Raw genomic sequence first — 23,474 nt, 5'->3', positions numbered from 1 at the left:
ATGAGTGGCACTTCTGCAAGCCCCCAGCGACTGAATACATCACAGCGATCAGCGCATATCCGTGAAGTGGTACTGGCCAAAGGCGTCGAGTTGCGCGAGCGCTATCCGTTTTTCAAGCATCAGGACGCCATGGGCGCGGGCATTCTGGCCTTCGCCCTGGCCGGCATGGTCGGTTCGGCCGCGCTCTACATGACCGGCCACATGGCCTGGTGGGCGTGCGTGTTGCTCAATGCGTTTTTCGCCTCGTTGACCCATGAGCTGGAACACGACCTGATCCACAGCATGTACTTCCGCAAGCAGAAAGTGCCGCACAACCTGATGATGGGCTTGGTGTGGCTGGCGCGGCCGAGCACCATCAACCCATGGATTCGCCGCCACCTGCACCTCAACCACCACAAGGTCTCCGGCTCCGAAGCCGACATGGAAGAACGCGCCATCACCAATGGCGAGCCATGGGGGTTCGCACGGTTTCTGATGATTGGCGACAACATCATGTCGTCGTTAATCCGCATGCTGCGGGCCAAGACCTTGGCCATGAAGTTCAGCATCATTTACCGCACGCTGAAGGTCTACGCACCGCTGGCGCTGATGCATTGGGGGGCGTGGTACGTGTTTCTCGGCTTCCACGCAGCGAACGGCGTTGCGCATCTGATGGGCGCACCGATCGAGTGGTCCGCGACTACGTTGTCGGTGATGCAGGTGATCGACATCGCGGCAGTCGTGATCATCGGCCCGAACGTGTTGCGCACGTTCTGCCTGCACTTCATCAGCTCGAACATGCATTACTACGGAGACGTGGAGCCGGGCAACGTGATGCAGCAAACGCAAGTACTGAACGCGTGGTGGTTGTGGCCGTTGCAGGCGTTCTGCTTCAACTTCGGCAGCAGCCACGGGATCCATCACTTTGTGGTGAAGGAGCCGTTTTACATCCGCCAGTTGACCGTGCCGGTGGGGCACAAGGTGATGCGCGAGATGGGTGTGCGGTTCAATGATTTCGGAACGTTTGCGCGGGCTAACCGGTTTGAGCGCAAGGAAGAAGTTCAGGGGCAGGCTGTGGAGGGTGCGCGTGCCTGATGGCCTCTTCGCTGGCAAGCCAGCTCCTACAAAGGCCGCGCATAACCTGTAGGAGCTGGCTTGCCAGCGAAGGCGGTAGTTCAGGCAACATCAATCCGGCTGAAACGGCGACTCACTCAGGATCACCCCGGTCTCATCCACATACCGCTGCCAGTGCTCGATCAAGGCACCAAGCTTGTGCGGTTGGCTCGACGCCAGGTCATGAATCTCCCCCGGATCATTGCCCAGGTCATACAGTTGCCAGGTCGCCGGCCCCACCGGTCCCGGAATGTACACCGCCTTCCATTGCCCCTGTCGAATCGCTCGCCGACCGAACAGTTCCCACCCGGTGACAGTCTGCTCGTCATGCACTTGCGCCGTCTCGCCCGACAGAAACCCCAGCCACGACTTGCCGCGAACTTCCGCCACGGGTTTGCCATGCCACTGCTTGCCCGGATGGCGCACACCGGCGAGGTCGAGAATGGTCGGCGTGATGTCCATCACCGTGCCGAAACCGTGGCTGATCTGTCCCTTGAGCGGCAGTTGCGGGTAATGCACCAGCGCCGGCACGCGAATCCCGCCTTCGGTGGTGAAGGCCTTGAACAGCCGCGATGGCGCGGTCGCCACTTGCGCCCAGTTCGGCCCGTACCAGACGTAGGAGTTGGCGCGGCCGATGTTGTCCAGGCTGTTGTCGTAATGCTGGTTGAGATAGGTCAGCAACTGCGGGCCGAATTTCGGGAAGGCCTCCAGCAATGCCCCTTCGGCGCCGTTATCGGACATGAACAGGATGAACGTATTGTCCAGTTGCCCTTGCTGGCGCAGATAGTCAACGACACGCCCGATGTTCCAGTCCATGCGCTCGACCATCGCCGCATAAACCTCCATGGCCCGCGCGGAGATCTGTCGTTGCTCGTCGCTCAGGGCATCCCATTGTGCAGTCAGCTGGATCAACGGATGCGGCTCGACATCGGCCTCGATCAGCCCCAGTTTTTTGAGTTTTTCCAGGCGCTCGAGGCGCAGTACTTCAGGGCCGGCGTCATAGCGCCCATGGTATTTCTCCACCACCTCGGCCGGTGCCTGCAATGGCCAGTGTGGTGCGGAAAACGGCAGATAGGCGAAGAACGGCCGGGTCTGGTCGCGCTCCTTGAGGTATTGCAGCAGCTTGTCGCCAAAGGCGTCGGAGGAGTAGAAATCCTTGGGCAGTTCATCAATGAAGGTGTCGTCTTCGATGTACAGCGCCGGCGTGGATTTCAGCAGCCGTGGCGTCGTTTCATCGTAGGTCGGCTCGAACCCGTAGTGGTTGGCCGCGCCGGGCAACAGCGAAAACGAACGCTCGAAACCCCGGGCATGGGGCGCCAGTTCTGCGGTCAGGCCCAAGTGCCATTTGCCGCTCATCAAGGTCTGGTAGCCGGCCTCGCGCAGCAGTTCGGGCAGGGCGACCACGCGGTCGTTCAAGTGCCCTTCGTAACCGGGTTTACCGATCAGATCCGGGGTCAACGCTTCGGCCATGGTGCCGATGCCGGCGATGTGGTGATCGGTGCCGGTGAGCAGCATCGAACGGGTCGGCGAGCAGGTTGGTGCGGTGTGAAAATCGGTCAGGCGCAGGCCATTGTTGGCCAATGCATCGAGGTTCGGCGTGTTGATTTCGCCACCGAAGGCGCCGAGGTCGGAAAAGCCCAGGTCATCGGCCAGGATCACTAGAAAGTTGGGACGTTGCGGCATCAAGCATTTCCTTTTTCAGTAGGCTATGAAGGACAGCGGCAGATCGCGGACCTGCACCGGCACGGGGGGCTGGTAGTGATCGTCGCTGGTGAGTTCGTGCAGCAGTTCTTCGCGCAGCTGGTGGAAGTCGAAACTGCTACGCTGGCGCGGATGGGGCAGGGCAACGTCGACCACTTGCTTGATCCGCCCCGGACGCGGCTCCATCACCACCACGCGGTCGGCGAGGAAGATCGCTTCCTCGACGTCGTGGGTGACCAGCACCGTGGTGATTTTTGCCCGCGCGCGGATCGCCAGCAGTTCGTCCTGCATCTGTTGGCGGGTCAGCGCATCGAGGGCGCCGAAGGGCTCATCCAGCAGCAGAATCCGTGGGCTGGCCACCAGGCCGCGAGCAATGGCCACGCGCTGCGCCATGCCGCCGGAGAGCTGGTGCGGATAGGCGCGAGCGAAGTCGCTCAAGCCCACCAATTCGATGAAATCGCTGATGCGCTTTTGCTTTTGCACAGCGCTCAATGGCTCGTTGACCAGGCCCAGGCCGATGTTGTCGGCCACGCTCAGCCACGGGAACAAGCGGTGTTCCTGAAAGACGATGCCGCGCTCGCCGCCGATGCCGGTGACGGCTTTGCCGTCCACACGGATCTGCCCGCGAAATTGTGTGTCGAGGCCCACCAGCAGCCGTAGCAAAGTGGATTTGCCGCAACCGCTGGAACCGACGATGGCGACGAACTCGCCCTCGGCAATCTCCAGGTTGAATTCTCGAATGGCCTCCAGTTCGAAGCCGTCGACATCGAAGGTTTTGCCCACGTGATTGAAGCTGACAATTGATGCGTTCATGCGTGTCTCCAGCGAGTGGCGCGGATTTCCAGGCGTTGGCCAATGAGGTTGAGCAGGGCACCGGTCAGGCCCACCAGCAGCATGCCGGCCATGATCAGGTCCATGCGCAGCAGTTGTTGGGCGCCGATCATCTGGCTGCCGATGCCGCCGTTGGACGGCATGAAATATTCGGCGCCGATGGTGCCGAGCCAGGCGTAGATCAGGCTCAGCCTGAGCCCGGCGAAAATTCCCGGCGCCGCGCCCGGTAGCACCAGTCGACCGAGGCGCTGGCGCAGATCCAGGCGTAACACCTGCGCGGCTTCGTTCAGTTGCGGCGACAGGTGCGCGACGCTGCGTTGGGTGGCGATAAACAGCGGGAAAAAGGCGGCGAGGGCAACGAACACCCACTTGGCCAATTCCCCCAGACCGAACCACGCGGTGAGCAGTGGCACCCAGGCGAATATGGCGATCTGGCGGAGGGCGGCGAGGGTTGGGCCGAGCACGCGTTCACTGGTGTGCGACAGCCCGAGCAGTAATCCCAAGGCAAACCCGAGCCCGCCACCGAGCAGTAACCCGCCAAGGGTTCGGCCCAGGCTCAGGGCCATGCTGCCAATCAAAGTGCCGTCGAACAAACCATCCCGGGTTGTCTGCAGGACGGCCAGCGGGCTGACCAGAATGCTCGCGTCAACCCACTGCTGATCCGAGGTCAGTTGCCACAACGCCAGAAGCACCAATGGCAGCAGCCACGGTTGCAGACGTTGCCAGCCTTGATAATGCGGCCCGCGACGGATTTCGGCGGTGGCCGGGTGCGGCCAGTGCACCAGTTTCCTGTCCAGCAGACCGATGCCGCGATCCATCGCCACGCCGATCAGGCCGATCACCACGATGCACACGAAGACGATGTCGAGCATGAACAGCTGTCGCGCCCAGACCATCAGGTAACCGATGCCTTCGCTGGACGCGAGCAGTTCGACAGCCAGCAGCGAGGTCCAACCGGCAGCCAGCGCGAGGCGTACACCGGCCATGAATGCCGGCAGTGCGGCAGGCAGCACCAGGCGTCGGATCAACAGATGCCTGGGCAAGCGCAACACGGCGGCGGCCTCGCGCAGCTTTGGTTGTGCATCGCGCACACCGACCAGTGTATGCAAGGTCACTGGCACCACGATGGCCTTGATCAGCACCACCAGTTTCAGCACTTCGCCAATGCCGAAAAACACCATGAACAATGGAATCCAGGCCAAGGTCGGAACTTGCGCCAACCCGGCGAAGGTCGGAAACACCAGGCGCTCCAGTCGACGACTGAAACCCAGTGCCGCACCCAAAACAGCACCAGCGCTGATACCGGCCAGCAGCCCCCAGAACAAGCGTTGCAGGCTGATCCACAAATGACTCCACAACTCGCCTTGGGACAATTCCAGCGCGCTGTTCCAGACCAGGCTCGGTGCCGGCAGGATCTGCTCGCTCATCCAGTGCTGGCGGCTGGCGAGCCACCACAATGCAAACAAACCGACTGGCAATAACCACGGCAGCAACCGCTGGCCCAGCCGCGGCCACAGCAACTTGCCGTTAAGCGGCGGTGCGGCAAGGGGTAGGCTGAGAAGAGAAACACGGGCCATGGGCGACCTCCGTTGTCGGGTTGCAATACAAGCCTGCTTTTTGTGGGAGCGAGCTTGCTCGCGATGAGGGCGTGTCAGGCGGCTTATGTGCTGGATGACACACCGCCATCGCGAGCAAGCTCGCTCCCACAGGGTTCAAGGCGTATGCAAAATTGATCTATAAAAATTAAAATCAATGCTATTGAGAGATAAGAAAAGCCATTTAAGGCCTCCAGCTCAGCTGCATCCAATGCATTCAACGAATATTTTCAATGCCGTTCCTGCATACCCGGGCAAGAGGCCCGGAAGTGTTGATATAGATCTAAATGGTCTAAAAATGTGAATTTATAGTATTTAAGTGTTGGTTCCACTTCAGCCTACTTTCGGCTCCTCAACGCCCGTTGCCCCAAGGAGCCGCACCCATGAACCTTCCCTTCAAACGTGTCATCAGCCTGTTCGCCGCACCGGCCCTGGCGGGTCTGCTGGCCATCACGGCCAACGCTAGCGAACTCAAGGAAATCCGCATCGCCGTGCCGGACCTGAGTGCCGGTACCCAGCACAGTGGTGGCGGTGTCGTGGATGTGCTGCGTGATCAACAGATCTTCGAAAAGGCTTTCGCCGATCAAGGCATCAAGATTCAGTGGAGCTTCTTCAAGGGCGCAGGCCCGGTGATCAACGAGGCATTCGCCAACGGTCAAGTGGACCTGGCCTACCTCGGCGATCTGGCGGCCATCATCGGCAAGTCCAATGGTCTGGATACGCGACTGCTCAGTGCCTCTGCGCGCGGGGTGAAGCATTACCTCGGCGTGGTACCGGGTTCGGGGATCAAGACCCTGCAGGACCTCAAGGGCAAACGCGTGGCCATCTTCCGTGGCACCGCCAGCCAGTTGTCCTTCGATGCGGCGCTGGCCAGCCAGGGGTTGAGCGAGAAGGACGTGAAAGTCATCAACCTCGACTTCAACGCGGCGGTCGCGGCGCTGGCGGCGAAGCAGATCGATGCCTCGTGGGGCGGTTCCGGGCTCACGGCGTTACAGGCCAAGGGGCTGGCCGAGTTGCCGCTCAATACCAAGGATCTGGGCGGTGCCGGCAGCGTGCAGGCGGTGCTGATAGGGACCGGGAAGTTTGTCGATGCGCATCCGGAGGCGGTGGCGAAACTGCTCAAGGCCCAACAGCAGGCCGTTGAGTGGCTGACCCAGGACAGCAACAAGGACGCCTACATTCAGTTGGTGTCGGGGTTGGCGAGTTATCCACCGGTGATTCTTTCTCAGGATTTGAAGGATCAGAAGCTGAGCGAGGTTTTCCCTTCGACGCTCGATCCGGTGTTCCTTGGCAAGTTGCAGGATGCTGTGGATTTGGCTTCGCAGCAGAAGTTGATTCGCAAGTCGTTCAAGGTCAGTGACTGGGTAGCGCCCGAGTTGGCGGCGGCGAAGCTTTGAAATCTCAGATGATCGCAGCCTTCGGCAGCTCCTACATCGATCAGTGTAGGAGCTGCCGAAGGCTGCGATCTCTTGATCCTCAAACCGCAACGGCCATCTGCTGCCTGTCCACCGCCACCAATGTCTCGATCATCGCCCGCGCCGCTGGCGACAACCTGAACCCTGTGCGACTGACGATCCCGCACCGTGCATTCATGCTCTCGATGTTCTGCGGAAGGTTGCGCCAGTGCAGCAGCGCCAGTGAACCCTGTGCGATGTCTTCAACAAACGCCTCCTCGGTGCCCACGCCAATCGCATTCGATTGCAGCACCACTTTCACCAGCGCCGGAAAATGTTCGGTCTCGATGGTCGGTGAAAAATCCACCCGTCCACTGAGGTTCGCCAGCAGTTTGCGAATGCCTGGCGGGATCATCGTGGTCGCAAGCGGGTAATCGAACATGTCGTTGGTCGACAGGCTCTCCTTGGCCAGCAGCGGGTGCCCCGGCCGGCAGAAAAACACACCGCGCTTGGGCGTCAGGGCCTGGGTCTGAAAGTTCGGGTCGGATTCGAAATGGCGGATGTCGGCGATGAAGAATTCGATCTCCTCACGGCTCAGCGCACGGCTGAGTTTTTCCCAGTTATCCACCTCAAAGCAGGTGCGCACTTTCGGGTGCGCGTTGATGAATTGCGCCACCGCATCCGGCACCAGTTTCACCGCCGGTGCCGGGCCGCAGCCGAAACGCAGCTCACCGGCATCGAGCTTGGTCATCTGCGTCACTTCGGCATTCAAGAGGGCCGCGCCTTGCACCAGGCTGCGGGCATGTTGCAGCACCACCAGGCCTTCGGGGGTGGGGCGCAAATCCTTGTTGCCGCGGTCCACCAGGACGCAGCCAAACTCGTGCTCCAGCCCCTGAATGCTGCGGCTGAAGGCGGGCTGGGTAATGCCCATGGCCTCGGCTGCGCGCACGAAACTGCGGTGTTCGTCGAGGGCGATGAAGTAACGCAACTGGCGAAGATCCATATGCTTTTCCGGCATCCTAAAAATAGCTCGAAGGCATTTGCGACGAGGGTTGACTGAGGTTTTAAATGCAACCTCTTATTCCGTCAACGAAGCATGTAGATATCTATTAGATCTAAATTGAATATAGATAGAGCAGTGTTTCGCGGCCGGTTCAACCGCAAGCAGTCTGATGAGGGTCTACCCATGAGCAATGCCGCTTTCGCAGTACAACCCGCTGTTCACGCGCTTGAAATCCACCCGGTGGCTGGTCGCATCGGTGCCGAAATTCGTGGCGTACAGCTTTCGGGCGAGCTGGATGCCGCCACTGTTGAAGCCATTCAACAGGCGCTGCTGCAATACAAAGTGATCTTCTTCCGCGAGCAGACCCAACTCGACGATCAGCGCCAGGAGGCGTTCGCCCACCTGCTCGGCGAGCCGGTGGCACACCCGACCGTACCGGTGCGCGAGGGCACGCGTTTTCTGTTGGAACTGGACGGTGCCGAGGGCCAGCGAGCCAGCTCCTGGCACACTGACGTGACCTTCGTCGAGGCCTACCCCAAAGCTTCGATCCTGCGCTCGGTGGTGGCCCCGGCTTTCGGCGGCGACACCCTGTGGGCCAACACTGCCACCGCCTATGACGGGTTGTCGGTGGAGCTGCGTGAGCTGGCCGACAAGCTGGTCGCCGTGCACAGCAACGAATACGACTACGCCGGTACCAGGCCAGACGTCTCGGCCGAGAAACTGGAGCGCTATCGCAAGATCTTCACTTCGACCGTCTACGAAACCGAACACCCGGTGGTCCGCGTGCACCCGGTCAGCGGTGAAAAGAGTCTGCTGCTGGGGCATTTCGTCAAACGCATCAAGGGCTATTCCCAGGCCGATTCGGCGCACCTGTTCGGCTTGCTGCAAAGCCATGTGATCCGCCAGGAGAACATCGTGCGCTGGCGCTGGAAGGCTGGCGATGTGGCGATCTGGGACAACCGCTCCACTCAGCATTACGCGGTGGATGACTACGGGACTCAAGACCGGATCGTGCGGCGGGTGACGCTCAAGGGAGAAGTGCCGGTGGGTGTGAATGGGCAGGTCAGTCAGACCGTGAAAGGGCCGGATATCGGCGGCGTCTGAGCCGACGCCTTCGCGGGCAAGCCCGCTCCCACACTGACCGTGTGAACACTGGAGATCCCCTGTGGGAGCGAGCCTGCTCGCGATGGCGGCCTGGCAAGCAATAAAGCATTTCTTTTGATCGGGAACCCCGCCTTATGAGTCCGTTGTACCTCGCCCCAACGTCGTCACCCCAACGGCTCAAACGCCTGCCTCTGGCCCTGCTGCTGGCAGGAAGCGCCGGTTGGACCCAAGGCTATGCGGCCGACAGCACCACCCCTGAAACCACCCCCGCAAAAACCGCCACGGCCGACAATGCACAACTGGAAACCGTGACCGTAACCACCCGCCGCCGCGAAGAAAGCGCGCAGGATGTGCCGACGCCCATGAGCGTGGTCAGCGGCCAGACCCTGGAAATCCAGCGGGTCTATCGCATCCAGGATTTGCAGCAACTGGTGCCCAGCGTCAACGTCGCCTACATGCATGCGCGTCAGTCCAGCGTGTCGATTCGAGGCCTGGGCAACAACCCGGCCAGCGATGGCCTGGAGGGCAGTGTCGGGCTGTACATCGACAATGTTTATCTCGGTCGGCCGGGCATGGCCGTGTTCGACCTGATGGACATCGAGCAGCTTGAAGTGCTGCGCGGTCCGCAAGGCACTTTGTTCGGCAAGAACACCACGGCGGGCGTGATCAACATCAGCACCCGTGCGCCGACTTTTACCCCGGAACGCAGCATCGAATCTTCGGTCGGCGAGGACGGTTATTTCCAGACCAAGGGCACGATTTCCGGCCCGCTCAATGACGAACTCGCCGGACGCTTTTCTGCGTATCGCACCCGCAGCGATGGCGATATCAAGAACGAATTCGACGGCCACGATTTGAACGGCGGCTCCCGCGATGGCTTCCGTGGCCAGTTGCTGTTCAAGCCCAACGAATCATTCAGCCTGCGCTGGATCGGCGACTACAACGAGGAGGATTCCAGCGCCGGCACCCGGGTGTTGTTCAACACCGGGCCGACCATCAATGGCACCAACCTTTACCAGCGTCGGGCCAATGCGGCGGGTGCGACACTGGTTGACGGCACGCACCGCAAGGTCAATCTGAACGATGACCAGCACGTCACCGTGCACCAGGGCGGCACGTCGGTCGAGGCCAACTGGACGCTGCCGAGCGACTTCACCCTGACCTCCATCAGCGCCTATCGCTGGTGGAATTTCACCCCACGCAATGATGATGGCCTGAACGTATCCGTCTTCCACAACGCCGGCGTTTCGGTGGAGGATAAGCAGTATTCCCAAGAGTTTCGCCTGGCGTCGCCTACCGGTGGATTCTTCGATTACGTGCTCGGCGCCTACTACTTCGGTTCCGACCTGGACAACAAATCCTTCACCTTTTACGGCCCGCAAGCGGACATCTGGAACGGTACGCCCAACGGTGCGCTGAACAACATCGACAGTGTCGGCAACGGTCATATCGAAACCAACAGCTTCGCGCTGTTCGCCCAAGGCACCTGGCACCTGACCGAGCGCCTGGATTTCACCGCCGGGTTGCGCGGCACCTATGAAGAGAAAAACGCCAGGGTGACCCGTGATGCGCCGGCCGGTGGTGCCGCGGTCACCGGTGCGGCGGCCGCGGCACGACGCGCTCGTGCGGGGGTCTTCGATTCCGGTGATCTTAACCAGTACAGTTCCAGTCCCTCGGGCCTGTTGAACCTCAGCTACCGCCTCACCGACGACCTGCTCACCTACGCCACGTTGTCCCACGGCGAAAAATCCGGAGGGGTCAATCTGGCTGTCGGCACCGCGCCGGTGGCCGGCGCCGATTCGCTGCTGATTGGCACCGAGCGCGCCAACAACGCCGAACTCGGTTTCAAGAGCACCCTGTGGGACCGTCGCCTGCAACTGAATGCCAACGTGTTCTGGACCCAGGTCAACGGCTATCAGACCAACGCCTTCGACGAAGTCAACCGCGTGCAGTTCCTGACCAACGCCGGCTCGGTGCGCTCCCGTGGCGTGGAATTCGAAAGCACCCTGCTTGCGTTGCGCGGCCTGACGCTGAACATCAATGGCTCGTACAACGATGTGAGCTACCTCTCGTACAAAGATGCACCCTGCCCACCGGAAGTCAGCCTGGCGCCGGGCGCTCCGGCATCCTGCGACCTCAGCGGGCATCAAGTGGTGGGCGCTTCGAAATGGATCGGCAACGCTAACGGCGAATACAAGTGGAACCTGAGCAACGGCTTCGAAGAGTACGTCACTGCCAGCTATGCGTTCCGCTCCAAAGCAGTGGGCACGGTGGAAGATTCCGACTTCGGGCAGATCCCGAGTTATGCAGTGGTCAACCTGTCCACCGGCCTTCGCGGCGACTTCAACCAGGGGCAGTGGGACGTTTCGTTATGGCTGAAAAACGCTTTCGACAAAACCTACTACACGACGCTGTGGACGGCTGCGAATGGCGGTTATGAAGGCCTGCTCGGCACGCCACGAACGCTGGGCGTGACCGGTCGATACGACTTCTAAGAAGGGGGGGTTCAGCAATGGGCAATGTCCAGACCGCTGCCAGTGCGCATGAAGTGTTGTGGCGCCAGGCACCTGGTGGCGAGTTGGTCGACCTCGGCCGACCGCACCGCGTGCCCTTGGGCCAGTTGCGTTTGCAGCGTTCGCCCAAGGGCATTTTGAGCCGAAGGGAAACGATCCTGCTCGGCGTGCTGGCGCTGCTGGTGCATGGCGCGGTGATTTATTGGGTCAATCAGCAACCGACCCCAGTGCTGCCGATCGTGCCGCCGGAAATTCCGCCGATGACCATCGAGTTCTCGCGGCCGGCGCCACCGGTGGTCGAACCACTGCCACCACAACCCGTGCCGCCAGTGGTTGAGCCGCCTCCGCCCGTGGAAGACGAACTGGCCGTGAAACCACCGCCACCGAAGCCGGTTCCCAAGCCTAAACCGGTGGCCAAACCGATACCGATACCGAAACCGGCGCCCAAGGCGGTTGAGCAACCACCCGCGCCTGTGACACCGGCAACGCCCGTCGCCGCCCCGGCATCACCTGCACTGCCGGCGCCCGCGCCTGTGACACCGGCCTCCGCAACGGCCGGCTACTTGAAAAACCCGGCGCCGGAATACCCGTCGCTGGCCCAGCGTCGCGGCTGGGAAGGCACGGTGTTGTTGCGCGTGCACGTGCTGGCCAGCGGCAAGCCCGGCGAGATCCAGATCCAGAAAAGCAGCGGTCGTGATGCACTCGACGAGGCCGCGCTGAACGCGGTGAAACGCTGGAGTTTCGTGCCGGCCAAGCAAGGTGATGTCGCCCGGGACGGCTGGGTCAGCGTGCCCATCGATTTCAAGATTCATTAAACCGAAACCAATTTCGCGCGAAACGTTTACACGAGGAATACACCATGACTTTACTGGCATCTCCACTTGAATCCATCGAAAGCGCGGTGATCTGGCTGCTGGTGGTTTTTTCCGTCGCGACCTGGGGTCTGGCATTGCTCAAGGGCGTGCAGTTCGGTCGCCTCAAGGCACAGGATCGAAAGTTTCATCAACAGTTCTGGGCTGCGTCGAGCCTCGACTCGGCGGCCGAACTGAGCGAAACACGGCCCGGTGCCGCGGCCCGTGTCGCGCAGGCCGGTTATGCGGCCATCCAGGTGGGCGAGGCGCCGCAAGCGGCGGATTTGAGTCAGGCGATCAACCATCAGGATCGCCTGGAGCGGGCCTTGCGTCAGCAGATCGTGCGCGAGCGCCGGTCGCTGGAAACCGGGTTGGCGGTGCTCGCGAGCATTGGCAGTACCTCGCCGTTCATTGGGTTGTTCGGCACGGTGTGGGGAATCATGGAAGCGTTGAAAGGCATCAGCGCGGCGGGCTCGGCAAGCCTGGAAACGGTTGCCGGACCGATTGGCGCGGCATTGGTCGCCACCGGTGTGGGGATCGCCGTCGCGGTGCCGGCGGTGCTGGTGTACAACTATTTTTTGCGCCGTTTGAAACTGACGGCGGCGGACCTGGATGACTTCGCCCATGACTTCTACAGCCTGGCGCAGAAGAGTTCGTTCCGTGTGCTGATCCACCCGAAGGCGCACAAGGTGGCAGCCCAGGACAATGCGCAGAAAGTGAAGGAGGCGTCCTGATATGGCTTTCTCCACGCAAGACTCTGATGAGGTGCTGAGCGAGATCAACGTGACGCCACTGGTGGATGTGATGCTGGTGTTGCTGGTGGTGTTCATCGTCACCGCGCCGCTGCTGACCAACGCAATTCCGATCAACCTGCCCAAGACCGAAGCGGTGGCGCCGGTGGAGCAGAAAGATCCGTTGGTGGTGAGCATCGACGGTGCCGGCAAACTGTTTATCAACAAGGACGAGATACAACCGGACTTGCTGGAGTTCAACCTCAAGTCGGTGAAGGCCAAGGACCCCGAGGTGCGCGTGCAGTTGCAGGCCGACAATGGTGTGAATTACGGCGAGGTGGCGCGGGCCATGGCGTCGATTGAGCGGGCAGGGATTACCAAACTGTCGGTGATTACTGCGCGTTAACGGATTTTCGTTTTCCGGGGCCGTCTCCTTGGCAGGGTGCGGCCCTTTTTTTATTCCCGAAACAGAATTGACCCCTGTAGGAGCTGCCGCAGGCTGCGATCCTTTGACCTTGTTTTTTTAAAATCAAAAGATCGCAGCCTGCGGCAGCTCCTACAGAGATGGTTGTATATTCTATGTTGGTCTTAATAAATAGCTTCTTATTCCTTAACGAATATAAATCCTCTCCCTATACTCGACCGAGAACAGACACGCAGCAGGAGAGCTCCCCCATGCGCAACGAATCAATTCGCTACCTGATTGTGCCGGGCTGGCAAGGATCGCCGGAAGATCATTGGCAAAGCCACTGGCAGAACAGCCTGCCGAACAGTGCGCGGGTGGAGCAGGCCGACTGGCTGACGCCACGTCGCGAAGACTGGGTCGCGGCGCTGGCCGAGGCGATTGCCGCCGACAGCACGCCGGTCATCCTGATCGCCCACAGCCTGGGTTGCATCACCGTCGCCCATTGGGCAGCGAGCGCCCCCGTGCAGTTTTTGCGTCAAGTACGCGGTGCCTTGCTCGTCGCGCCGGCAGATGTCGAACGCCCGGCCTGCGTGCCGGCCTTGCGTAACTTCGCGCCGATTCCGACGGACCTGCTGCCATTCCCGAGCCAGGTTGTCAGCTCCGACAACGACAGCGCCGTCAGTGCACCGCGTGCCCTGGAACTGGCGCGTCATTGGGGGGCCGAGGCGGGGATTCTGGCGGGGGCGGGGCATATCAACGTCAAGTCCGGTCACCAGCGCTGGGAGCAGGGTTTTGCCTATCTCTATCGCTTGCAGAACCGCATGGAACACCACGCCCTGCGTCGCGCTTGAACACTTTCTTTATTTAACGCCCCCGTCTCCCGGCGGTTTTGGGCGGGAGTCTGCCATGAGCTTTGAAACCTTCGGTCAGCCGCTGCTGACCTTTCCCGATGCCGAAAAAAGTCCCCTGAGCATCCGCGCCAAGGCGCTAGTGTTTGTCGATCCGCGTTCGCGGCAATTGCGTGAAGACCTGGAGCAACTGGCCACGCGTTCAGTGTCAGTGCTGATCCGTGGCGAAACCGGCACCGGCAAGGAATTGCTGGCGCGGCATATCCATCGCGCCAGTGATCGCGGCGGGTTATTCGTCTCGGTCAACTGCGGCGCCATCAGCCCGACTTACGCCGACGCCGAGTTGTTCGGCTATGCGGCGGGCAGTTACAGCGGCTCGGCGAGCAGTCGTGCCGGGTGGTTCGGTTCGGCTAACGGCGGCACGCTGTACCTGGACGAAATCGGCGACCTGCCGCTGCCGATCCAGATCAAGCTGCTTGCCGCACTGGAAAACCACGAAGTCACCCGCGTCGGTGCCCAGCAGCCGAGCCCGGTGGATGTGCGGCTGGTGGCGGCCACCAGCATCGATCTGGCCCAGGCGGTTGCCGCCGGAAAATTCCATGAACGGCTCTATCACTACCTCAGCGAAGGCCCGCTCGAATTGCCGGCGTTGCGTGAGAGGGTGGGGGATATCCTCTCGCTGGCGGAGTACTTCCTCGGCATCTACAGCCAACGCCTGGACCTGCCGGTACCGCTGATCAGCGAGGAGGCGCAACAAGTGTTGGAGCGGCACAGTTGGCCGGGCAATACCAGGGAGCTGGAGAACGTCATTCACTTTGCATTGCTGGTCAGTACGGGTGACGAAATATTGCCGGAACATTTGAATCTGTCGGTTGCCCGGCCATCTGCGGTTCTTATACAAGGATGGATAGATCAACTTGTTCAACAAGGAGATGTCGCTGAAGTCCGGGCGCTGAAAAAACATTTCACAAGCATCAATATATAAACTCATTGATTATATTTATAACGAAACCAGGCAATTGATTGTTGCTTGGTTTTTTTGTGGGGGCTGATCCTTGTTTTATATTTTGTAATATTTGCAGTGTGGTTGTGACAATTTTGCGTTTTGCAGGCCGATGGGGTTTGATATATCTTTTAACTTCTCTTGGATACATTGATATCCGTCATTGTTAAATATCATATGAAAAAGGATTTTTCTGTGAGGCTTGTTGAAAATAATGCTGCGATAGCCCCGGGTGCCGACGATGAGTTGGAAGATATCAATCTCCTTGCCGAAGGTCATATGCCTGCTGATCCGGGGATGGCACCCCAGTCTTTTCAAGAGGCTGATTCTCCTGAGTGGATAGACCTCAAACGATTTCAAGTCTTCTCGACGTCGGGCGGAAATACAATTTACGCCAATGGGTATCAGCAGTTGAAATTGATGGTGGTTGTGCAAGCTGTAGACGATGGGCAAAAGGTAGTAGGCATTTCCCAAAGCGAGTTCGACAGCATTCAACTGCTGGATGCCTATTCCGGCAAAGCCCTGCCGATAGACAACATCCGAGACGGCGAGGAACTGGCATGGAAATGCGCGCTGGAACGACGCTTACCATACGAGCCGTTTCCTCACACGGGTGAACCGCGTGGCCCGGTTGTGCGGGGGAAAGCCATCTTTCTCAAGGAGTTCTACGTCAGCAGCAACTCTCCCGAGCCCATCAAGCTGATTGCAGCCATTACCCGTTCGGACGGGAAGGCATTCTATTCGGAAGAAACCTCGGAATTCGGTGAAATAAGCCTGAGGACCGTTCCACCGCCGATCTATCGAAAAGAACAGTTCAGGGTCAAACACCTATCCGGCAACTTGCAACCGACAGAGAACCTTGCCAAGGTTGATCGATATGTTCTGGATCTGTTAGTGGATCAGCACCATATAAAATTCATCGATTGCTCGATTAGCGGCGTGTTGCATGCACGCAGCGAGTATCCCGATTATCTCGGGTATTACGCCGTTGGCTATTTTAAAGGGCTCAAGGCTAATCATGGCACGGAGGTGTTGTGGGAAACAGCCGATAAACTTGCGACCTGCCATGAAGAACAAGGCAAAGTCACTTTTTTGATGCACTTTGCCAGAAAGGGCGGAACGTCCCATGTTCGATATGATCATTTGTTGGTGAGGGTGTTTGTTCGGGATATGTATGGGAACAGGCATGAAGTCGACGTCGCAATGAATACCCGAAATCCTTCGATGATCGAAGTTGTTTAATTTTACTGTGTCTGCAAAGTCAAGGAATGATGATGAGTACAGCAGTGCCAGAAGTGGAGTCCAACGCATTCAATTTTTCTGAGTTTATCCAGTCTGGAGTTGATGTCCGTACCGGCTCTTATAGTACCAGCATTAATCTCGCGGGGTGGGTGGCTAACAATATCAATGGTCCGCAGGTATCCTTTAGTATTTCATTCGATAGTTTCCGCACAACAGATCTCGGTTGGGGACGCGGTTGGTCATTGGGTTTGAGCTCCTACAATCGGAAGACCCGTAAACTGACCCTTGCAAGCGGAGTTTCTTATCGTGTCTACATCAGCCGAGGGCGGCTCGTCGTCAAGGATAAAAAGCTTCAAGACACCCTGGTCACGCTCGACGGCGACAATCTGGTTGTCAGCCATAAAAACGGTCTGATCGAGAAGTTGGTCAGGCCGGATGAAACGTATGACGAATGGTTGCCCGAACAGGTTCACTCCAACGAAGGGCGCTCGATCAGTCTGAAATACATGTTGGTACGGGGCCGCCGTGTCCTGCACGAAATTCACGATCAGCAACACCGCCTCGTGGCCCTGAGTTATGAAACGAAAGATCAACCCGCCAGCATTACCGTATGGCCTGATCATCCGCAAAGACGCTTGAAGTTTGTTTTGCGGGTTCGCGATGGATGGCTCCGGCAGATATCCCTTGATCACGGTACCGCCGAGCACCTTGCATGGTCATTCGATTACCAATTACTCAATGGTTTTCTGGTCATGACGGATGTCCGCGCGCCGGGTGGCAGTGTCGAGAGTATTGAGTACGCTCCTCAGAAGCACCGGTTACCGCTCGGGGCACCAATCAATGCTTTGCCGGCGGTGCGGCGCAGTGTTCTGGTGCCGGGTACAGGGTTGCCGACGATCACCCGTGTCTATGAATACTCCGACAAAAATTTCCTCGGCTATCAATCGGGACTTCGTTGGGTGCAGGACGGGGACCATCTGCACGGGCACAAAGGGCCTTACACCTACTCCTGTACCGAACGCCTGGTTACGGGTGTGGGCGACAAGACAGTTGAACTGAGTCGCATCGAAAGAACCTACAACCGCTTCCACCTGATGACCTCGGAAAAGTCCCTTTCCAACGGGAAGGTGCAGCAACGAACGATTACCTATCACGATGTTGACGGTCTGGACTTCTCCGATCAGCCCGCCCATTTCCAACTGCAGAAGACATCTGTCGTCAGTTATGTCGATACTTCTACGAACGCCGCGCCCCGAACCGAAACCACCCATACGACCTATGATGAATCCGGCAATCTGCTAACGCAGATAAATCCGAGCGGAGCCCGGGAGGAATACGTCTATTATCCGGCAGAAGGTGCCGAGGGTTGCCCCCCCAACCCACTGGGTTTCGTCACGGCATTGAAGGAGCGATCGGTCACGCCTTCACCTGATTTTGCCCCGGCGCCGACGGTCATTGTCCGTTTTTCCTACATTGACTTGCCCTCCATGCGCGAAGACGGTCACCGGTTTTTGTTGCCTCAAAGCGAAAGGCTGTTTGAAGGAGGGAATAAAGAGCCATGCGTGGATACTCGATTCGAGTACATCGATGATGCCAGCGATGCGTTTTACGGACGCCTCAAGAGTCGCTCGCAAGCCGAGCACAACGGCAACCGCCGTCTCGAATTCAAATATTCAATTGATGGAGATTGGGTAGAAACCCTTCAACAATTGTACGTGGGTAGCGAAAGGCATGATCGCAAAGTCTGGCATGACCGATTTATCGGACAGGAAGTCAAGCTTCGGGATGGGGGCGGCAGTGAGTTGTTGAAGAAGTACGACAATCTGAACCGTGTCGTTCGCGAGACAGCGGCATTCGATGGAACGGATATCGCGTCACGCATCACTGAATTCTACGGCGAAAGCCAGTCAGAGGACGGCGCAACCATCGGCATCACTAACATACGGGGTGTGCTGAGCAAGATTTGGCTCGACGGGGTCGGGCGCACGACCAAAGTCAAAGTTCAGGATGTCGATTCACCCGAAAAGCCAATGCGTTTGAGCTATGAGGCCCACTACGACAATTTTGGTCGACTGGTGAGCGAAGTCAGCCAGGATTGGTGCGATGACAAGGCCACTGCGTCAACCACGACCTACAGCCACGACGGCTGGGGGCGCGTATGCAGAACGGTAGGTCCTGATGGTGTCGCGGTGAACGATGTGTTTGACCCGGTTTCATTGACTCGAACATGCTGGTGCGACGGCGCTGGAAAAACCCGTTCTGTATTGAACGTGTTCGGTAAGCCAGATCGGGAAGAACGCATCGATTCCGAAGATGTGGTCACTATTACCGCGACTTTTTCCTATGACGGACTTGGGCGTTGCCTGACGCAAACCAACGAGGCAGGATTCGAAACGCGCTTGCGTTATGACCTTTTCGGTCGTCTGATCGAGACGGTTCTGCCGGATGGTACTTCGATAAAAAAAAAGTATGACCCTCTGAGCACGGGTGATCATCCGATCGAAATCAGTGCCGATGACTACGTGTTGGGCACCCGGACTTATGACGGTTTATTACGTGTCACCCGTACGACCGTCGGCGGCAGAACCGCAACAAGGACCTATGAAGGTGGGGGCGCTCAAGCTGTGCAGCAAGTGACGGCGGCGGGCGATATTTTCAGGTTCACTCTTGATCCCATGCTCAACGGGGCCGTGACCGCGCGGATGGGCAGCCACGCTCAATCAGCCAGATATCGATTTGATCCATTGACCGGGCAACTCGTCGAAACCTCCAGCCCTGCCATCCAGCGCCGGGTTGAGTACGCCAGGTCGGGCAAAGAGAAGTCCCAGGAGTGGATCTCCAGAGAAGGCCGCTTCGGCACCGCCACTACCCGTTCATTGAATGGGCTGCCCATCAGCTTTACCGATGTTAACGATGTAGAAACTACTTATGTCTATGACGCTGCGGCGCGGCCCGTAGAAATTAAGCAGGGACCGGTTCTGGCGAAGTACACCTACGGTGCCCGGGGCCAGTTGCTGACATTGAGTGTCGAGGACACCGCCTCGAAACGTTCGTTGACGACCGCCTTGAATCACGATGAATTCGGTCGTGAGATCCAGCGTATTTCGCAGTTCGGCGACGGATCTCGCCTGGAAATCCTTCAAGTGTTTGGGGCCGATGACAAACTTCAACAGCGATCGTTGGTGTCCGGTACGCAATCACGTACAGAAACCTTCGCCTACGACAGGCGCGGGCGCCTGAAGCGCTATGACTGTGAGGGCACGCAGGCACCGATCGATGCCTGGGGAAAACGCATTGATTTTCAGGAATTCACCTACGACTACCTCGATAACCTGTTGACGGTGCGTACGGGGTTCGATGGGGAGGTGAACCTGTGCAGGTTTTCCTACGATCGCCCTGATAAAACCCAGTTGAGTTCACTGACTCACAGTCACGCGCACTATCAACCCGGGCAAGTGAGCTTCGAATACGATGCCAACGGTAATCTGCTCAACGATAACCAAGGGCGCACGTTCAGATATGACACGCTGAGTCGGCTCGAAAGTGTGGCCAGCGCTGGCGGTCGTGCGCATTATCAATTCGACGGCGAAGATCAATTGCATGCGGTGGCTGCCGAATCCGGAGAGCTGATCAGGCTTTTCTATAGCGAGCATGCACTGTGCAGCGAAGTGGCCGGTAACCACCGACGCAGTCTGTTGTCAGGCGACGGCAAGTCCTTGGCCGAGCAGCAAGGTGACGACGTTGTCTTGTTTGTCACGGATGGTCAGGGCACGGCCCTTGCGCGCCTTGGATCTCAAGACGAATCTGTTTTGTCTTGTCTTCCTTATGGTGATCGCCCCGCATCGAGCGGACTTGGCGCCCTGCTGGGGTTTCAGGGTGAGCGACTGGACCCGTCAACCGGGTGCTATCTGCTCGGCAGGGGTTATCGGGCCTACAACCCCCGATTGATGCGATTTCACAGCCCCGACAGTTGGAGCCCCTTTGAGGATGGCGGCATCAATGCCTATGCCTATTGTCTGGGAGATCCGGTCAATCTCAAGGATCCCACCGGGCATATCTCGACCTTGGGGTGGGTGAAAATCGGTGTGAGCGCCGCCCTGGCTGCCGCCGCGATTGCCCTGACAGTCGTTACCATGGGCGCAACCGCACCACTCGTACCGATCTCGGCTAACGCCTTCGCCTTGTTAACGCTGGAGGTCATTTCCGCGACGGTTTCAATTGCCTCGGCGGTTGTCGATGAGCTGGCCCCGGATACCGTTGGCGCCCAGCTATTGACCTACTCGTCGATAGCGCTGGGAGTGGTGTCGCTCGGGGCCACCGCGGTTGCAAAAATTGGCAGTAAAGGCATTGGCTTTGCGTTGACGAAAAGTGTGCGCTCCCTGGAGTACGTGGCGACTGCACAACGAGGGGGCGCGCGCGCAGCCGCTGGGCGGCGTCTATATGCCGCTGCTTCTACGGCAAATGAGGCGGTGAAAAGTACCGTCAAATTGCAGAGCCGGCTCAATAACGTGTTGACGGTAAAAACGGTAATCAGTGGGGCGAGTATCGCTGCTACATCAGCGTTCGTGGCCGCGAATTCGGAAAAGTACGCCGCCAAAGTCGACGCAATTCTTCAAAAAAGCTGGCCGTCACTGGCCGAGGATTTCAGTGCTCAGGAGACTCGAAGAGATGTGGTGGACGCTCTGGAGTCATTTACCCATGAGATTGCCGAGCAGATCCTCAAACTGCGCTGCAATTGAGCAATGATGACCAGTGAGTTAGATTCTTTCAAAATGGAATATCAAAGCGAATAAAAGTTATTGTCCGGGAATAAAAAATCTCGGTATTGTCCGCTTCACACCAGCGATAGCACTTCACTGGCACTCTCGTTTTCAAGCCGTCGCCACAAGCGACTGTGATTTTCGATAAGGACACTGCATGAAAAAGGTTCTGTTGTTCACCGCACTGGCAGCTGCCCTGACCGCGGGCCTGGCCCAGGCTGGCGAGAAACTGGTGGTTGCCGCGACCCCGGTCCCACACGCCGAGATTCTCGAGCTGATCAAGCCAACCCTCGCCAAAGAAGGCGTGGACCTGGAAATCAAAGTCTTCACCGACTACGTTCAGCCGAACGTGCAGGTCGACCAGAAGCGTCTGGACGCCAACTACTTCCAGACCCTGCCGTACCTGAAGAGCTTCAACGAAGGCAAAGGCACTCACCTTGAAACCGTGATTGGCGTGCACGTTGAACCTTTCGGCGGCTACTCGAAGAAAGTCAAAACCCTGGCTGAGCTCAAAGATGGCGCGACCATTGCCATCCCGAACGAAGGCAGCAACAGCGGCCGTGCCCTGATCCTGCTGCAGAAGGCTGGCCTGATCGAGTTGAAAGACCCGAAAAACGCCGTGTCGACCCCGAAAGACATCGCCAAGAACCCGCACAACTTCAAGTTCAAGGAGCTTGAGTCCGCGATGTTGCCGCGTGTGCTGGATCAGGTCGACCTGGACATGATCAACACCAACTACGCACTGGAAGCGGGTCTGAACCCGGCTAAAGACGCCCTGGTAATCGAAGGTGCCGATTCGCCTTACGTGAACTTCCTGGTGGCCCGTCCGGACAACAAGGACAGCGTTGCCATCCAGAAACTGGCCAAGGCCCTGACCAGCCCGCAAGTGAAAGCATTCATCGAGAAGAAGTACAGCGGCGCGGTACTGCCGGCGTTCTGATTCGCGAAGCAAACCCCTTTAAGGTTTCAAACGCCGACGGCTGATTTAGCGTCGGCGTTTTTTTTGGGGCGATGGATTGCTCAGACTGGCGTCCCGGCAAATCACGCGTCGTTCAATCCGGCCAATACCATGCCGGTTCATCCAGCATGCGCTGGCCGACAATTGCGGTCTGGCCAAGATCTTTCTCCAGCACGATGCAGTTGCAGTCGGGGTCTTGCTGCAATGCCGAAATCAATCGCCGGGCATGGGACACCACCCACACCTGGCACTGCCCGGAGGCGCGGATGATCAAGCGCGCCAGCGCCGGCAGCAGATCCGGATGCAGGCTGGTTTCCGGCTCGTTCAACACCATGAGTGTCGGCGGCCGTGGTGTCAGCAGTGCGGCGACCAGCAGCAAATAGCGCAACGTCCCGTCCGACAACTCCGCCGCCGACAACGGCCGCAACAACCCCTCCTGATGAAACTCGATGGCGAAGCGCCCGCCCGGCAGCGGTTCGATAGCCAGCCTGGCGCCGGGAAACGCGTCGCTGATCGCGGCTCGCAATGCCTCGGGATCGCCGATTTCGATGATCGTTTGCAAGGCCGCCGCCAGGTCGCGTCCGTCGTGGTGCAGCACCGGCGTGCGGGTGCCCAGTTGCGGCTGGCGCACCGGGGCGTCGGTGTCGCTGCGAAAGTGATCGTAAAAGCGCCAGCGGCGGATGAACTCGCGCATCTCCAGCACTTCCGGCGAACTGCGCAAGCTGCCGACCTGATCGAACAGACTGTCGAACATCGGCGTGTGCTGCGCCAGCACATCCCACTTGCGATCGGCGCGGGCGCGGATCATTGGGCCGTCACGATCGACCAGCAGACTGGCCGGACGATAGAACGCTCCAGCCCAGAGGCATTCGCGCTTGATCTGCGGGTCGAGGCCGAAGCGTGACGGTATGGGCGAACTGTGCCCGGGGAGCATGAAATGGCCATTGGAATCGGGCAGGCCCAGGCTGATCGAGTAGCCAAAATCTTCCCCGGCAAACCCCAGCCGCAGGCGTTTGACGCCCTGGCGCACCGTGGCCTCGACGGGCACTTCGCCATTGCGCATACGCCGGGTGATGGTTTCCGGGCCCGCCCAGAAGGTCGAATTCAGCCCACCTTCGCGGGCCAGCGCATTGACCACGCCGCCCTGAGCGGTTTCCGCCAGCAGGCGCAGTGCACGGTAAAGGTTGGATTTACCGCTGCCATTAGGGCCGGTGATCAGATTCAGCCGGCCCAGCGGGATCACCAATTTGTTGATCGAGCGGTAATTGGCCACCGCGAGGGTCTTGAGCATATTTGTTCCTGAGGCGAGATCGAGCGGGCTCATTTTCAGGTACGTGCAGGCGTCTATGACACGTGTTTTTTGGGGAAAACGTTATGAATTGTTTCTTCATAAAGGGAGCGTGCGCCGTTGAAATCCTGTTCTAAGCTCTCTGTCGAGTTGT

At 58.8% G+C, this 23,474-nt stretch carries 17 protein-coding genes; 12 read left to right on the top strand and 5 right to left on the bottom strand.

The window, feature by feature from the left end:
• Positions 1-1,074 carry a fatty acid desaturase gene (locus tag AC1DXW_RS07405; protein WP_477754295.1) on the top strand — a complete coding sequence of 358 codons (1,074 nt, stop codon included), beginning with the start codon at positions 1-3 and terminating at the stop codon, positions 1,072-1,074.
• 90 nt (positions 1,075-1,164) lie between these two features.
• Here AC1DXW_RS07405 and AC1DXW_RS07400 read toward each other — a convergent pair whose 3' ends face one another.
• Genes AC1DXW_RS07400 through AC1DXW_RS07390 form a run of 3 tightly spaced genes read right to left on the bottom strand, consistent with a single transcriptional unit; the run spans position 1,165 to position 5,201 of the window.
• Complete coding sequence (locus AC1DXW_RS07400; protein WP_477754296.1) at positions 1,165-2,775, bottom strand: arylsulfatase; 1,611 nt, start codon at positions 2,773-2,775, stop codon at positions 1,165-1,167.
• Positions 2,776-2,790: 15 nt separating this feature from the next.
• The gene (locus AC1DXW_RS07395; protein ID WP_477759877.1) at positions 2,791-3,606 is read right to left on the bottom strand and encodes an ABC transporter ATP-binding protein; all 816 of its coding nucleotides are present in this window, start codon (positions 3,604-3,606) and stop codon (positions 2,791-2,793) included.
• Positions 3,603-5,201 carry an ABC transporter permease gene (locus AC1DXW_RS07390; RefSeq protein WP_477754298.1) on the bottom strand — a complete coding sequence of 533 codons (1,599 nt, stop codon included), beginning with the start codon at positions 5,199-5,201 and terminating at the stop codon, positions 3,603-3,605. The genes AC1DXW_RS07395 and AC1DXW_RS07390 overlap by 4 nt, the downstream gene beginning before the upstream one ends.
• A gap of 401 nt (positions 5,202-5,602) precedes the next feature.
• Here AC1DXW_RS07390 and AC1DXW_RS07385 point away from each other — a divergent pair, with 401 nt between their 5' ends.
• Entirely contained in the window at positions 5,603-6,616 is a 1,014-nt protein-coding gene (locus AC1DXW_RS07385; RefSeq protein WP_477754299.1) for an ABC transporter substrate-binding protein, read from the top strand.
• Between the two features lie 79 nt (positions 6,617-6,695).
• On the opposite strand, the gene AC1DXW_RS07380 is transcribed toward AC1DXW_RS07385, so the two are convergent.
• Positions 6,696-7,616: a LysR family transcriptional regulator gene (locus tag AC1DXW_RS07380; RefSeq protein WP_477755169.1), complete on the bottom strand. Its 921-nt coding sequence runs from the start codon at positions 7,614-7,616 to the stop codon at positions 6,696-6,698.
• 183 nt (positions 7,617-7,799) lie between these two features.
• Here AC1DXW_RS07380 and AC1DXW_RS07375 point away from each other — a divergent pair, with 183 nt between their 5' ends.
• The 10 genes from AC1DXW_RS07375 (at position 7,800) to AC1DXW_RS07330 (ending at position 22,014) form a co-directional block, all read left to right on the top strand.
• Positions 7,800-8,720, top strand: a complete 921-nt coding sequence (locus AC1DXW_RS07375) for a TauD/TfdA dioxygenase family protein (protein WP_477755168.1) — start codon at positions 7,800-7,802, stop codon at positions 8,718-8,720.
• A gap of 134 nt (positions 8,721-8,854) precedes the next feature.
• Positions 8,855-11,215, top strand: a complete 2,361-nt coding sequence (locus tag AC1DXW_RS07370; protein WP_477755167.1) for a TonB-dependent receptor — start codon at positions 8,855-8,857, stop codon at positions 11,213-11,215.
• A gap of 17 nt (positions 11,216-11,232) precedes the next feature.
• On the top strand, positions 11,233-12,048 hold the full coding sequence (locus tag AC1DXW_RS07365) for an energy transducer TonB (protein WP_477755166.1): 816 nt from the start codon (positions 11,233-11,235) through the stop codon (positions 12,046-12,048).
• Between the two features lie 44 nt (positions 12,049-12,092).
• On the top strand, positions 12,093-12,818 hold the full coding sequence (locus AC1DXW_RS07360; protein ID WP_477755165.1) for a MotA/TolQ/ExbB proton channel family protein: 726 nt from the start codon (positions 12,093-12,095) through the stop codon (positions 12,816-12,818).
• Position 12,819: 1 nt separating this feature from the next.
• The gene (locus AC1DXW_RS07355) at positions 12,820-13,221 is read left to right on the top strand and encodes an ExbD/TolR family protein (RefSeq protein ID WP_477755164.1); all 402 of its coding nucleotides are present in this window, start codon (positions 12,820-12,822) and stop codon (positions 13,219-13,221) included.
• Between the two features lie 269 nt (positions 13,222-13,490).
• Complete coding sequence (locus AC1DXW_RS07350; RefSeq protein ID WP_477755163.1) at positions 13,491-14,072, top strand: alpha/beta hydrolase; 582 nt, start codon at positions 13,491-13,493, stop codon at positions 14,070-14,072.
• Positions 14,073-14,127: 55 nt separating this feature from the next.
• Positions 14,128-15,054 (top strand): sigma 54-interacting transcriptional regulator, encoded by a 927-nt coding sequence (locus tag AC1DXW_RS07345; protein WP_477755162.1) that lies wholly within the window; start codon positions 14,128-14,130, stop codon positions 15,052-15,054.
• A gap of 195 nt (positions 15,055-15,249) precedes the next feature.
• On the top strand, positions 15,250-16,314 hold the full coding sequence (locus AC1DXW_RS07340) for a hypothetical protein (RefSeq protein WP_477755161.1): 1,065 nt from the start codon (positions 15,250-15,252) through the stop codon (positions 16,312-16,314).
• A gap of 32 nt (positions 16,315-16,346) precedes the next feature.
• Entirely contained in the window at positions 16,347-21,053 is a 4,707-nt protein-coding gene (locus AC1DXW_RS07335) for an RHS repeat domain-containing protein (protein ID WP_477759876.1), read from the top strand.
• Positions 21,054-21,231: 178 nt separating this feature from the next.
• On the top strand, positions 21,232-22,014 hold the full coding sequence (locus AC1DXW_RS07330) for a MetQ/NlpA family ABC transporter substrate-binding protein (RefSeq protein ID WP_477755447.1): 783 nt from the start codon (positions 21,232-21,234) through the stop codon (positions 22,012-22,014).
• Between the two features lie 112 nt (positions 22,015-22,126).
• Here the strand turns inward: AC1DXW_RS07330 and AC1DXW_RS07325 are convergent, their stop codons facing one another.
• On the bottom strand, positions 22,127-23,323 hold the full coding sequence (locus tag AC1DXW_RS07325; RefSeq protein ID WP_477755448.1) for an AAA family ATPase: 1,197 nt from the start codon (positions 23,321-23,323) through the stop codon (positions 22,127-22,129).
• Positions 23,324-23,474 lie beyond the last annotated feature (151 nt).

The sequence above is a fragment of the Pseudomonas sp. P4_C4 genome, from assembly GCF_056402055.1.
The sequence above is the reverse complement of the archived record's forward strand: the minus strand, read 5'-3'. Positions and strand labels throughout refer to the sequence as shown.